At 67.6% G+C, this 13,530-nt stretch carries 12 protein-coding genes; 6 read left to right on the top strand and 6 right to left on the bottom strand.

The features are described from left to right. Nucleotides 1-48: 48 nt before the first annotated feature. The 6 genes from ACT9TC_RS02995 to ACT9TC_RS02970 form a co-directional block, all read right to left on the bottom strand. A complete protein-coding gene (locus ACT9TC_RS02995; protein ID WP_458041959.1) occupies nucleotides 49-3,537 on the bottom strand; it encodes an error-prone DNA polymerase in 3,489 nt (1,162 codons plus the stop codon). Continuing rightward, nucleotides 3,537-5,111, bottom strand: coding sequence for a DNA polymerase Y family protein (locus tag ACT9TC_RS02990; protein WP_458041958.1), 1,575 nt, complete (start codon nucleotides 5,109-5,111; stop codon nucleotides 3,537-3,539). The genes ACT9TC_RS02995 and ACT9TC_RS02990 overlap by 1 nt, the downstream gene beginning before the upstream one ends. Nucleotides 5,112-5,113: 2 nt before the next feature. Then, nucleotides 5,114-5,839: a hypothetical protein gene (locus ACT9TC_RS02985; protein ID WP_458041957.1), complete on the bottom strand. Its 726-nt coding sequence runs from the start codon at nucleotides 5,837-5,839 to the stop codon at nucleotides 5,114-5,116. 63 nt (nucleotides 5,840-5,902) lie between these two features. Then, the gene (locus ACT9TC_RS02980; RefSeq protein ID WP_458042851.1) at nucleotides 5,903-6,289 is read right to left on the bottom strand and encodes a DUF1304 domain-containing protein; all 387 of its coding nucleotides are present in this window, start codon (nucleotides 6,287-6,289) and stop codon (nucleotides 5,903-5,905) included. A gap of 170 nt (nucleotides 6,290-6,459) precedes the next feature. Further along, nucleotides 6,460-6,969 (bottom strand): hypothetical protein, encoded by a 510-nt coding sequence (locus tag ACT9TC_RS02975; RefSeq protein ID WP_051513119.1) that lies wholly within the window; start codon nucleotides 6,967-6,969, stop codon nucleotides 6,460-6,462. 2 nt (nucleotides 6,970-6,971) lie between these two features. Continuing rightward, a complete protein-coding gene (locus ACT9TC_RS02970; protein WP_036296508.1) occupies nucleotides 6,972-7,385 on the bottom strand; it encodes a DUF4383 domain-containing protein in 414 nt (137 codons plus the stop codon). Between the two features lie 156 nt (nucleotides 7,386-7,541). Here ACT9TC_RS02970 and ACT9TC_RS02965 point away from each other — a divergent pair, with 156 nt between their 5' ends. From ACT9TC_RS02965 to ACT9TC_RS02940, 6 genes are all read left to right on the top strand, one after another. Further along, nucleotides 7,542-8,354 (top strand): glycosyltransferase, encoded by an 813-nt coding sequence (locus ACT9TC_RS02965; protein ID WP_458041956.1) that lies wholly within the window; start codon nucleotides 7,542-7,544, stop codon nucleotides 8,352-8,354. 510 nt (nucleotides 8,355-8,864) lie between these two features. After that, nucleotides 8,865-9,296: a type IV pilus modification PilV family protein gene (locus ACT9TC_RS02960; protein WP_100812899.1), complete on the top strand. Its 432-nt coding sequence runs from the start codon at nucleotides 8,865-8,867 to the stop codon at nucleotides 9,294-9,296. 68 nt (nucleotides 9,297-9,364) lie between these two features. Further along, the gene (locus tag ACT9TC_RS02955) at nucleotides 9,365-9,865 is read left to right on the top strand and encodes a hypothetical protein (protein ID WP_458041955.1); all 501 of its coding nucleotides are present in this window, start codon (nucleotides 9,365-9,367) and stop codon (nucleotides 9,863-9,865) included. Beyond that, complete coding sequence (locus ACT9TC_RS02950; protein ID WP_458041954.1) at nucleotides 9,862-11,364, top strand: hypothetical protein; 1,503 nt, start codon at nucleotides 9,862-9,864, stop codon at nucleotides 11,362-11,364. The genes ACT9TC_RS02955 and ACT9TC_RS02950 overlap by 4 nt, the downstream gene beginning before the upstream one ends. 77 nt (nucleotides 11,365-11,441) lie before the next feature. After that, nucleotides 11,442-12,494 (top strand): type IV pilus biogenesis protein PilM, encoded by a 1,053-nt coding sequence (gene pilM / locus ACT9TC_RS02945; protein ID WP_458041953.1) that lies wholly within the window; start codon nucleotides 11,442-11,444, stop codon nucleotides 12,492-12,494. Between the two features lie 655 nt (nucleotides 12,495-13,149). Beyond that, nucleotides 13,150-13,527: a type IV pilin protein gene (locus ACT9TC_RS02940; RefSeq protein ID WP_458041952.1), complete on the top strand. Its 378-nt coding sequence runs from the start codon at nucleotides 13,150-13,152 to the stop codon at nucleotides 13,525-13,527. The last annotated feature ends 3 nt before the right edge of the window (nucleotides 13,528-13,530 follow it).

Below are 13,530 nucleotides of genomic sequence, written 5' to 3'. Positions count from 1 at the left end.
GCGGCAGTCTAGGCGGACTGCGCAGACACAAACGAGCGCGTTCGCCGGTCACCGGAAGTCCCGGGAGTTGTGCCGCACGGGCACGCCCACCCGCAGATCTTCGAAGCCATCCGCCACGAGGTTCGTCACGCCCTCGGGGGAGCGTTCCAACATGCCCCGGGCGATGAGCGCCGGGCTGTCGCGCACGACACGGCGATAGCGGTTCCACACGCCGACCGTGCAGATCACGTTGACGAGCCCGTGCTCGTCCTCGAGATTGAGAAACGTGACCCCGGATGCCGTAGCCGGGCGTTGTCGGTGCGTCACGAGTCCCGCGACCTCGACGCGGCGGCCCTCCTCGTGTGTCTGCATGGCCTCGGACGACAGCACACCCCGCTTGTCGAGGTCGGGACGGTAGTGCGCGAGCGGGTGATCTCCGGTCGAGACGCCCGTCGCCCACAGGTCGGCGGCCAGGGTGTCGTAGCCGGTCAGATCGGGGAACAGCGGTGGCTGTACCGCGATCATCGTGCCGGGCAAGAACTCCGAGCGATCCTGTGCCGCCGACCCAGCGAGCCAGATCGCTTCGCGGCGGGTGAGCCCCAGGCATTCGAAGGCCCCGGCGGTGGCGAGCGCCTCGAGCTGGGCGGCCGTGGCGTCGGTGCGCCGCACCAGATCGTGCAGGTCGCGATAGGGGCCGCGGGCATCCCGCTCCGCCACGATCTTCTGCGCGGTCGCCTCGCCGATGCCCGTGACACCTTTCAACCCGAGGCGCACGGCGAAAGCACCGTCGCGGCGATGTGCGGCCGAGACATCCGGTGCCTTCGCGTCGAACAGGCCCGGCGAGGGTTGCTCGGGGGTGGGACACGAGTCGAGCCCCGTCGGACGGCGCGCTCCTCGGGGACGGGAGCCGGACATGTCGGGCGCGCCATCCTGACCGACGTCCGGCGCGTCGTCGGTCACGGGCTCGAGCAGCTCGGTCACGCCCGAGCGCTGCAGATCGGGCCGCAGTACCTCCACGCCGTGGCGCCGGGCATCGGCGACGAGGGTCGCGGGGGAGTAGAAGCCCATCGGCTGCGACCGCAGCAGCCCCGCGAGGAAAGCCGCCGGATAGTGCAGCTTGATCCACGAGCTGGCGTACACCAGCAGCCCGAACGACAGCGAGTGCGACTCCGCGAAGCCGAAGTTCGCGAACGCCTGGATCTTGGCGTAGATGTCATCGGCGACCTCACCCGTGAGTCCATTCGAAGCCATGCCCTCGTACAGGCGCTCGCGCAGCGAATCGATCTTCTCGAGCCCGCGCTTCGACCCCATCGCGCGGCGCAACAGGTCGGCCTCTTCGCCCGTGCATCCGCCGACCGCCATCGCGATCTGCATGAGCTGCTCTTGGAAAACCGGCACCCCGAGCGTGCGCTCGAGGACGGGCTCGAGCTTCGGATGCGGGTAGGTGATGGGCTCGCGGCCGAGCTTGCGGCGGACGAACGGATGCACCGCGCCGCCCTGGATGGGACCGGGTCGGATGAGAGCGATCTCGACCACCAGGTCGTAGAAGGTACGGGGCTGCAGGCGGGGGAGCAGGCCCATCTGCGCGCGCGATTCGACCTGGAACACCCCGATCGAATCGGCGCGGCACAGCATGTCGAAGACGGCCGGCTCTTCCTTCGGAAGCGTCGCGAGCTCCCACTGCTCGCCCGTCGCATCGCGGATCAGGTCGAAGCAGTGCTGCAGGGCGGCGAGCATGCCGAGACCCAGCAGGTCGAACTTGACCAGGCCCATCCAGGCAGCGTCGTCCTTGTCCCATTGGATGACGGTGCGCCCCGGCATCCGCGCGTGTTCGATCGGCACGACCTCACCGACGGGCCGGTCGGTCAACACCATGCCGCCCGAGTGGATGCCGAGGTGCCGGGGTGCCTTGAGCAGCTCGGTCGCGTACTCGATCACCTGATCGGGGATGTCGTGGTCGGACGACGTCAGCTCTGCACCCCAGCGTTCGACCTGCGCCGACCAGGCATCCTGCTGGCCGGGCGAATGTCCGAGGGCCTTGGCCATGTCGCGAACGGCGTTCTTCGGCCGGTACTGGATGACGTTCGCGACCTGCGCGGCGCGCTCGCGGCCGTACCGGCCGTAGACCCACTGGATGATCTCTTCACGGCGATCGGAATCGAAGTCGACGTCGATGTCGGGCTCTTCATCGCGCAGCGACGACAGGAACCGCTCGAACGGCAGCCGGTAGTAGATCGGATCGACCGCCGTGATGTTCAGCAGGAAGCAGACGGCGCTGTTCGCCGCGGACCCGCGCCCCTGACACAGGATGCCTCGGCGTCGGGCCTCGGCGACGATGTCGTGCACGATCAGGAAGTAGCCGGGGAAGTCCTTGCGCTCGATGACGTCGAGCTCGCCCTCTATCCGCGCTCTCTCGTCCGCGCTCAGCCGGGGGTAGGTCTTCGGCACGGCTTGCCAGACCAAATGCCTCAGCCACGACATCGGTGTGTGTCCCTCGGGCACCTCCTGCCGCGGCAGTGCGGGCTTCGCGCGGCGCAGGGGAAAGGCGAGCTCGTCGGCAAGGGGAACGGTTCGGGCCACGGCACCGGGGTATCGGGCGAAGCGGGCGTGCATCTCGGCACCCGAGCGCAGGTGCGCGGCGTGATGTGCTGGCAGCCATCCGTCCAGTTCGTCGAGGCTGCGGTTGGCCCGTACGGCCGCAACCGCAGCCGCGAGTCGGGCGCGTTCGGGGGCTGCGTAGTGGACGTTGTTCGTGGCGATGAGGCTCAGGCGTCGCTCGACGGCGAGTTCGGCGAGGGCGTCGTTGCGGCGCGAGTCGAGCGGATCGCCGTGGTCGGTCAGCTCGACGTGCACGCTGTCACGACCGAACAACGCGACCAGGCGATCGAGTTCGCGGGCGGCGCCATCAACCCCCTCGGCCTCGAGCGCCCGCCGCACGGCCCCCTTGCGGCATCCGGTCAGCACCGCCCAGTGCCCGTCGGAACTCCCGGCTCGCCCGCCCCCGCCCGCGCCGGACTGAGCGGCGAGCTCCTCGAGATCGTAGACGGGTCGCCCCTTCTCGGCCCCCCGTAGCTGCGCGGTCGTGATCGCTCCGGCTAGGCGGTGGTAGCCCTCTTCGCCGCGGGCGAGCACGACCAGATGCGCCCCCTCGGGTTCGGGCTCGCCTTTCTGCGGTCGGGTGAGCTCGAGGGAGAGTTCGGCGCCGAAAACGGTGCGGAGGGCAAAGGCCTCTGCGGCCTCGGCGAAGCGCACGATCCCGTAAAAACCGTCGTGATCGGTCACGGCGAGGGCATGCAGCCCTAGCCGTTCGGCCTCCTCGACCAAGTCTTCGGGCGAGGACGCGCCATCGAGGAACGAGTACGACGTGTGCGCGTGCAGTTCGGCGTAGGGAACGGTGACGTCGGGGCGCAGCACGGGCGGTTTGACGTAGGCCGAGCGCTTGCGCGACCACGCTGGGCTGTCACCGCCGTCCGCGTTCGGCGGCGTCGGGTCGGGTCGGCGCCCGCTGAGCACGCGTTCGAGCTCGGACCACGGCACGGGAGGATTATCGAAACCCATCAGTCGTACCTGCCTTCGGCCCACCAGCGCTCGCCCTCGTTCACGAGCATCCAGGCCGTCTGATCGGCGTCCACGATCTGCAGCCGGTATGCCGTGCGGGCTCGTTCGGCGTCCCAGATGCGCTCGTGCACGGGCCACGGCCCCGCCCATGCCGCGACCGGACGCTGTCGCCCTTCGAGCCCTAGCTGCACCGGTGGCGCGCTGAGCAGGCCCCGCCCGTCGATGCTCACCGATCGCCCCTCACGGTCGGTCACCGCGGCGCCCTGTCCCGCGGGGAAGACGGTCGAGGGTAGGGGAGCGGGCAGATGCCCGGGCCACGGCTGCGCGCGTGAGCGGGCAACGGTTGCGCGGTCACCCCACGGCACGAGTGTCTGCCGCTCCGACAACCAGCGGCCCCCGCCGAGCGTGGGCGTCGTGACACCGCGATGCCCGAGCATCGCCTGCACACGCGACAGGGCGTGGTGCACGCGCTCTTCGGCGCCCTGCCCGAACAGTCCGGGTTCGTGGTGGGACGCGGCATCGACCGCCTGCGGAATCAGCCGCACCAGCGCGACCCCGCTCTTCAGGTCGTTACCGATGGCCGATTCGAGTTGCCAGCGCACCCGGTCGACGACATCGGGGGCGTCGAAGCACGTCGGATGCAGCCACACCCGCTCTGAGAATCCACCACGCTCGTCGGTCAGCTCGACCCGTAGTTCGGTGCAGACGAGGGAGACCCGAGTCAGGTTGTCGATGAATTCGTCGGCGGTGGTGCGCACCCCGAAGCCGATCTGATCGACGAGCTCGAGGGGCGGCTCGAATGCGATCTGCCGCTCGAGTTCGGGCGGGGGTGTCCGGGCGACGACGGCGCGCGGATCACGTCCCCCGGCGAGGGCGTGCAGACGGATGCCTCGTTCCCCGAACCGTCCGCGCACCTTCTCGACGTCCAGCGCGGCGAACTCGCCGAGCGTCCGGACGCCCAGTCGAGCGAGCAGACCGATCAGCTCCTCATCCTCGAGTGTCGCGACCGACAGGCCCGACAGAAACGTTGCGGTATCACCCGACGGGATCACGAGGATGCCCCCGGGGTCCGTGCGCCGAGCCGCCTGCTCGGCGGTGAAGGGACCGTCCGCGACGCCCGCACGCGTGTCGGAGATGCCGAGGCCATCGAGAGACTCACGCAACACCCGAGCCGCCTCCGCTTCGCCCCCGTAGTACCGCGCCGGACCCCGCGCCCGCAGTGCACAGAGCCCCGGCCGGATGATCTGGACGCCGGGCGCCCGGGCCTCGATCGCCTCGACAATCGGCAGGAACCCGCGGTGATCGCGCGCGGCGTCGTCGGCGACGACCTGCAGGGCGGGGCAACGTGCCTGGGCGTCGCGCCTGCGTTGCCCTCGCCGCACCCCTTCGGCGCGCGCGGCGGCGGAGCACGCGACCACCCTGTTTGCGCGAATGATCGCGATCGGCTGCCCCGCGAGGGTGCCCGTTCTTCCCGCGAGGGTGCCCGTTCCTGCCGCGAGGGTGCCCGTTTCCCGCGCGAGCGCAACGATGGGCCAGTCGGGGATCCACAGCACCAGGCTGCGCACGACGTCCATGATCACCCCGCCGCTCGGATTCGGATGGGTGGGGTGAGGGTGGTGTCGCGCGCCGGGGTGCGGGTGTCGACGATTCCGCGGGACACGCCACCATCGGGACCGGGCAGCAGCATCCGGACGCTCCGTGGCACGGGCGAGCGGCGGCTGCTCGCGGTGACGGTGACCTCGCGGCCCTCGAGGTATCCGTGCCCCGCATCCAGTCCGCTCCAGCGTGGGTCGCTGACGCTCAGCAGGGCATCGGCCCCGGGCCAGTCGCCCATGACGAGCAAAACGGTGCCGCGGTCGCGCAGCCGGGCACTCAGTCGCGCGACATCGCCGTCGCGCGCGCGGCCCTGCGGGCGCACGGCCACGATCGGCAGCACCTCGGCCACAGCCGCGGCCACCGCCAGCCATCGCTGACCCGGTTCGGGGATGAGCACGAGACGCTCGAGATCCACACCGAACGACGCGGCAGCCTCGGCGCCCAAGGTGGGCATACCGATCGCCGCGCACCACGATCCCGCCTGCGACGCGGTGGCGATGAGGGCCAGCAGCAGGCTGGGGGAGGCCGAAACCGCATACGAGGACCCCGGACGGAGCCCTCCCTCGGGCAGCAGGGAAGCCAGCAACGGATGTACCGGCAGCGGCGGAGCCTCGACCCGCGGGGCTTGTGCACGGTCGAGCTGTGCCCGCAGGCGTCTCAGTTCGTCCGCGGGTGAAGCCGCGGTGTGGGAAAGGGGCGTGGCCATCCCGTCATGCTAGAACAAAGGTTCGACACTGGCCATACCGCTTGTTGGATAAGTGTACGAAACTCAGATGAAAAGTCCCACGGTGACCAGCACGACCGCGATCAGGGGCGTAGCGCCCTGCACCGCGGCGGCGCGTGCTTTCGCGGGCGACGACAACACCAGCACCAGGCTCGCGGCGAGCATCGACCCCGTGCCGACGAGCACGAGGGTCGCCCCGACGGAAAGGTTTCCCGCAGCGACCAGGATGATTCCGAGCCCGGTCGCGATCGCGAGGAACAGATTGTAGAAGCCCTGGTTGAACGCGAGCTCGCGCGTCTGCCGTGCCTGCTCGGGGGTCGTGCCGAACGTCGCCCGTGCCCGGGGTGTCGTCCAGATGATCGACTCGAGCACGAAGATGTAGACGTGGATGAGGGCTGCGAGGCCCGCGAAGACCAATCCGGCAATGACCAGTCCGGCAATGACCATGGTGCGCTCCTTTGGTGGCCGGCGTCCTGCGCCAACACCCAATCATCGCGCTCGGGTAGGCCCCGTGTCTCGCCGCGAACGGTCGCGACTCACCGTGTCCGCAAGAGGCACGCGGTGAGTCGCGACCGTTCGCGAAGATCGACGAGAGGACAGGCTCAGTGCCCGTGGTGGCCCGTCATCTCGCCGTGTGGCACGGCGTAGTCGCCGGCGTTGGTCTGCGCGAGCGCCGGAGTCGTCAATCCCGACACCAGTAGTGCTCCCGCCACGACGCCGATCAGTGCGCGTCCCGCGGGGACGGCAGAGCGGGCGGATGCCTCGGCATCCGTGCTCCCCTCACCCAGCCCCCGTGCAGCCCGGCGCAACGTCACGGCGGCCGCGCCAGCGATCGCCACGAGCATGATGCTCGAGCTCACGAGCGGCATCCACGCCATCAGGTCGAACAGGGCGAGGACAAGTCCACCGAGGGTCGCAATGACCCCCACGGCGAGGGTCGTGCGCACCAGAGGCATCCGTCCGAGACGCAACGCGACGATTCCCCACACCAGCTCGGCGACACCCAGCGCCGTGAGCGGCAGAAGCACACCGAGCGGTGAGCCCGCCGCCACGGCGATGTGGATGAGGCCCGCCCCCCAGGCAAAGAGGGCGGGCCACATGCGAATCGACATGATCAGGCGAGCGCCGAACGGTTCGACACGCCGCGCTCTGCACCGAGCCCGACACCGAGGAGCACGATCGCGCTCGCGAGGTGGAGGAAGTGATCGGCGGTGTTCAGCGCGAGGATGTTCGCGGCCGTGCCGACCAGGAAGAAGCCGACGATTCCGAGCAGCAGGTAGACCGCACCGATCGTGGTGTTGACGCCCTTGGCCGCGCGGACCGAGGACAGCCCGGCGATCAGCAGGGCGGCACCGATCAGGAGGTGCGCGATGTTGTGGAGCGGGTTTACCTCGAAGATGCCGAGGAGCAGTCCGCCGTCGGTCGCGATGAATCCGACGCCGCCGGTCACGGCGAAGCCGAGCAGGCCGACCAGGACATAGACGGCGCCGAAGATGATGGCGACCAGGCGGTTGGGTGATGTGCGCATGAGCGCCTCCGTTCTGCACGGTGATTCCGTGTCGTTGGGTGTTTCGGAGGCTAACGCTCATTGGATTGAAAGCTGAGGGGATTGCGTTCGACCGTGAGACCCGACAATATGTGCGCCCTGACGGCCCGATTCCACCCCGCGGAGTAGGTTGACATCGTGTCGCTCGCTCCCCGTGTCGCCGTTGTGATCCCGTGTCGCGACGACGCGGAGTTTCTCGAGGCGTGCCTGGTGGCCCTCGCCGCGCAGGATCGTCCCGCCGATCGTGTGATCGTGATCGACAACGGATCGACGGATGCTTCCGCGGCTGTCGCCCGCGCGCACGGTGCCGAGGTGTTCGTGGAAGATGTCGTGGGCATCTGGCCGGCGGCGGCGCGCGGCTATGACGAAGCCGTGCTGGATTGCGACATCATCGCCCGGGTGGACGCGGATTCGCGGCCGCACCCGGACTGGATCTCACGGATCGTCCGGGCGTTCGTGGCCGATCCTGCGCTCGGTGCCCTGACGGGTTCGGCGGAGTTTTACGGGGCGGGTCCGGTCGTGCGGTATCTCGGGGCGAAGTGGTACATCGGCGGCATGTACTTCTGGGTTACGCCGTGGCTCGGGCATCCGCCGGTCTTCGGCTCGAACTTCGCGATGCGCAGGGCGCTGTGGGTGCGGGTGCGCGACGAGGTCGACCGTGCAAACGCCGCCATTCACGATGATCTGGACCTGTCGATCCACCTGCGCCGTGCGGACGGCGTTCGATACGACCCGACGCTGCGGATGCCTGTCTCCGCGCGCCCGTTCGCGACGCACGGTGCCCTGTGGCGACGTGTCGGGCGCGTGATTCCGACGTTCGCCGCGAGTTGGCCCGTTGGTGCGGCCTGGCGACGCGAGCGTCCGACCCTCGAGCGGCAGGACACCCGGGGCGAGAATCGGGCCGAGGTTCTCGACGAGGGTGACGAGTGGGCTCCGGGCTTCGGTCGTTGAGCTCCCGCGAACCTCAGGTTCGGCTCAGGATCGCGCTATTCCTGAAGACTTTCTCGGCCAAGCGGCGAAGAGGATATCGAGCATGAACAGGGATTTCTTTTCTCCTCCCGCACACATCTTCTCCACAGTCGCACAATCCTGGCTTGACTTGAACATGAGAACTGTCTCATGATCTTGAACGGGGAAGGGATCGCTTGACGGTCCCACACACCTGGCTTTGGGGGCCGGGGGTATCTGGGGATTTTTCTGGAGCTCCTTCCGTCGTTGAAGTCGAGTCGTAGGAAATTCCACTGGGGGAAACGGGCATGCGTGCATCCATTGATCGCGCCGTCGGCTGGGGCCAATGGGGTGCGGTCGTCGTGACGGCGGGGAGCCGTTTCGACACGCACGCCGGCTCGCGTACCGCAGTCGGATAAGACCGATCCGCGCGCTGCGCGGGTTGGACAAGACGTCTGGCGAAAGCCGGACGGCTGGGGAAATGCAAGCTCGCACTGGGGAGGGTGAGCGCACATGGGGATGATGCGAGATGGCTGGTGGGGACCGGCCAAGACTGAAGCGGGCTTTAGCCTCGTCGAGGTCGTCATCGCGATGTTGCTGCTGATGGTGATCTCCTTGGCGGTTCTTCCGCTGATGATCACCGCCACGCAGTCGAGCGTGAGTAACCGGGAGATGGCGAAGGCGAATGCCTACGCCAGCTCCACCGTCGCGGCGCTGCGGGCGCAGTTTCCCGATTCCACGACGGCGACGTCGTGCGGATCGGTGAGAGCTGTCACCGGGGAAGCTGACGCCGAGACCGGCCTCACCTCGACGATCACCTTTCCGGGTGGGTGTCCGGCGCAGTACCCGGGAACGGTGACCGTTCAGGTCTCCGTCGCCCGTACCACTGCGCCGGGCACACCGCTCGGAACGGTCTCCACGCGAATCCTGGTGGGCAAAGCATGACGCCCCGGGGAACGAAACTTTTCGGCACGACGGGGCAGAGCTCCGGTGTCCGGGGCGATGAGGCGGGAATGTCTCTCGTTGAACTCATCATCTACGGCGCGATCACCGCGCTCTTGCTCAGTGTCCTCGCGACACTCTTCGCCTCGAGCCTGAGCGCCGAGGCCCAGACGCGTGACCGCGATACCGCGACGGGACGTGCGCAGGTGGTGATGAGTTCGCTGCAGTCGAGCATCCGCAACGCCAGCGACATGCGGGTGGATGGCAATGTCGTCCGTGCCGTTGTCGCGACCGGCACGAGCGGATGGTCGTGTGAGGCGTGGGCGCTGCAGGGCGACCGTTTGCTGTACCGCACGTCGAGCTCGGCGATCGGGTTGCCCGACGCATCCGGTACCGGTTGGTCGACCCTCGCGAGCGGGGTGTCCGCGGCGAAGTCCGGCTCCGCCTTCTCGATGTCGGGCCGCACGCTCGGCGTCTCGCTCACCGTGAAGACCGGCGCCACGAGCGTGCCCGCGGCGGGCAAGGTGCTGGCGCAGGCGAAGCAGAGCGGGACGGCGAAAAAATGCTGGTGAACCGTTCGCGCTCCGCCGGCGAGCAGCGCCGAGCCTCCGATGACACCGGGTCCGCAATCGTCTCGGTGTTGATCGTCATGATTCTGCTGAGCCTGATGGGCTTGACCGCCGCCGCGATCGTCACGAACACGACCGGCTCGGTCGTGCAGACGCGCGGCAGCGTACAGGCGAAGGCCGCAGCGGATGCCGGCATCACCGCGGCACTCGCGCAGGCACGTCGTACGAGCGAATTCTGCTCGCTGTCGCTTTCCGGCTCGCAGCCCAGCTACACGGTGACGAGTTCGTGCGCGTCCAACCAGGTCACCTTCACATCGACCGGCCGCGGTACCGACGGCGGCACGACGAAGACGCAGGCCGTCTACGCCTACACGCCCGCGAAGGACGTGGGCATGGGCGCCGATCTCACGTTTTTCAACAGCGCCACCTTCACGTATGAGGTGAAGACGGTCAGCCCGGGCAACGCGCTCACCATCAACATCCCGAAGGGCGACTTCACCTGCCAGGTACCGATCGTGGCATCCATTCGTGTGCAGGGTTCGTTCATCACGAAGGGCTCGTGTGACGTCGCGGGATCGGTGACGGCCGGCGGTTCGGTCGAGATGACGAACGGCAGCGACACGGTCCGCGGCAATCTGAGCGCCGCCGGAACCGACAAGAGTCTCGTGCGCGGTTCGGTCGGCGGGGCGCTGACGGTCGGCGGATCGCTCGAATTCGGCTGGGAACAGAAGATCATCGGCGGCAATGTGCAGGCCACGGGCGACGTCAAGCTCGGAAGCCAGCGGCTTTCGAAGGCACTGACGTTCCCCGCGGGAAAGAAGTTCGAGCAGAATGACGGCATCGTGTCGGGCACGATCTCGCGTCCCGCCGCGGTGGCAGCCCCGGCGGCCCCGTCGTTCGATGCCTGGTTCGACTACGCATATAAGTCCTCGGACTGGCCGGGCTACTCGATCATCACGCTGACCGCTGCCGGCACCGGTCCGGGCACGTGCAATTACTTCAACGCACACCCGGCAACGGGATGGACGAGCCTGTCGTCGCTCACGACACCCACCGTGTTGGATGCGCGCGCCTGCTCGAACCTCAGCGCGAACAGCGGCACCGATCCCGTGGTCACGCTGAAGACCGACCTGGTGATGCTGGCGAAGAGCTACGACCTGACGATGCTCACGATGACCGCCTCGTCGGGCACGAAACCGAAGCTGCGGGTCATCGTCGAAGACACGACGAAGGACGCCAAGCCCTCGTGCACGAACGGCGCGGGCAGCATCAACATCAACGGCACCTCGATGGCGTCGGGCATCACGGCGCTCGCCTACACACCCTGCACGGTCGACGTGCACGGCATCGGCGGTCGCGACAAGTGGAACGGCAGCCTCTACTCGGGCGTGTTCTCGTACGGCGGCCTGGTCACGTTCTCGAGTTCACCGATCTCGCTGCCCGGAATCACGGGTGGTCTGCCGGTGCTCGGCGATCTGGTTTCACAGCGAGACATCCGCTAGCGGATGAGAACGGCGCCACTCGGCGCACCGGCGATGGGGGTCGTCGGACGAAGAGAAAGCGATCTGGGGGAGTAATCATGGCAAAGACAGTCATCGGGCTGGAGATCACGGAAGAGAGCGTGCGCGCGGTCGAGGTGACCGCCGGGCGCCGTCCGGTGCTCGTCGCAAGCGGCGAGGTCGCGCTGCCCGCGGGCGTCGCGAAAGACTCCGAAGTGCTCGATCCGGATGCCGTGGCCCTGGCTTTGCGCCAACTGTGGACGCGCGCGGGGTTCCAGAGCCGCCGCGTGGTGCTGGGTATCGGCAGCCGGCGCGTACTCGTGCGCGAGTTCACCACAAAGGCGTTGCGCCCCGACCTGCTGAAGCAGTCCCTGCCGTTCCAGGTGCAGGATCTGCTGCCCGTTCCGGCCGAGCAGGCCGTGCTCGACTTTCTCCCCATCGCCGAGGTAGACGGACAGGTCAGCGGGTTGCTCGTCGCCGCCGTCTCCGAGACGGTCGAGGCGCTTCTGAAGACTCTCGAAAAGGCCAAGCTGCGCGCGGATGCTGTCGATTTCGCGCCGTTCGGATTGGCTCGAGCCGCGGGATCGTTCGCGGCGCCGGGTGAGACCGTCGCCATGGTTCACGTCGGTGACCACACGAGCTACGTGGTGATCGTCCGCGACGGAGTGCCGCTGTTCGTCCGCATCCTGCCCATCGACATCCCGACGGCAAACAGCGTGGCCCGCGAGGGCGCGAGCGATCGCGCAGCCACCGCCGACGTGGACGCCGCACTCGCCGAGATCTTCGAGACGGTTCCCGCGGGTGCACGAGTGCGGCTCGGAGCGGGTTCGGATGACCACTCGCATCCTCCGATCCCCTTCGCCGCAACGGATCTCGCCGCCCGGGTGCGCAGTACGCTCTCGTTCCACGCGGGTCGGGACGACGCTCCGGCGATCGATCGTGTGCTGCTCAGCGGCGCGGGGGCGGTGTCGGAGGGGGTCATCGATGCGCTGGACACCGCACTCGACGTGGACGTCGTCCTGGTGTCGGCTGCCGATGCGATCACGACCGACGTCGTGCAGATGCCGGAGGGCGACGCCGGTCGCGACTTCGTGAGCACCCTCGGGCTCGTGATCGGGGCGGAGGCCGCGTGAGGGCCTTTCCCGACAAGTTCACGCGACGGGCGGGGATCGTCATGATCGTCGCTCTTGCGCTCGCTGCCGCCGTCACGGTGGCCCTGCCTCTCGTGCTTCGCGCGGTGGGCTGAGAAAGAGAATTCGGTCGCCCGGACATCCCCCCACCCCCCTTGTCTGCAAGTGACCGAATGGCCGCCCCCGGGTTTCGATACGTCGATTCCCGGGGGCGTTTCCCTTCTCGTGAAAATGAGCTGTCTCTCATCTTGAGGTGAGAAGGCTCTCATGTTTCCAACACGTTTCGAGATCATGAGAATTGGATCCATCTGGACATACTGATCTTGGCATGTCTGATGACTGAAGCGAGTGTTGGATATACCGAATATTTATGTCGTTTGAACAGGTATTTATTAAGACCGTCAGCAAGCGTTCGTTTCCCGAGTCGCGAGCGATGGAGCCAGACCTGAGTGAGTCTTGAGCAAAAAAAGCGCCAAAGCCGATATATGCGTCTTGACTGAAGATGAGAAGTCCCTCATGATTCAGGACGGGGGATGGATGCATTCAGGTGCATCCGCCAAATGAGGCCGGGGCGGGCAGAGACCCTGACGGAGGGTTTGCCCGCCTCGACCGGCCCTGAAATGTCCACTGCAAGGGGAGAGAGAAAGAAATGCGAGCAATGATCAAGAACTACATCCAGGCCGAGCGCGAGCGACGCGAAGAGAACGGCGAAAAGGGCTTCTCGCTCATCGAGCTCATCATCGTCGTCGTGATCCTCGGCATCCTCGCCGCGATCGCCATCCCGGTCTTCCTCGGAATTCAGGGCCAGGCAGAGCAGAGCGCGGTAGAGGCTAAAGCAGCCAACGCTGCTTCTCAGCTTGCTGCGGCCACCGCCCAAAGCGCGACCGGCGCGGTCCCCGCTGTAACCACACTTACCAATCTGGATGACGGCGTCACCTTCGTAAACCCCGGGACGACCCTGGAGACGATCTGTGTGACGGCGACGAGCACTTCCGACGCCACGAAGACGGCTAGCGCAGGCCCCGGCTGCTCGTAACGT

Source organism: Microbacterium sp. HM-570, assembly GCF_054165885.1.
This window is presented reverse-complemented; position numbering and strand designations above follow the sequence as displayed.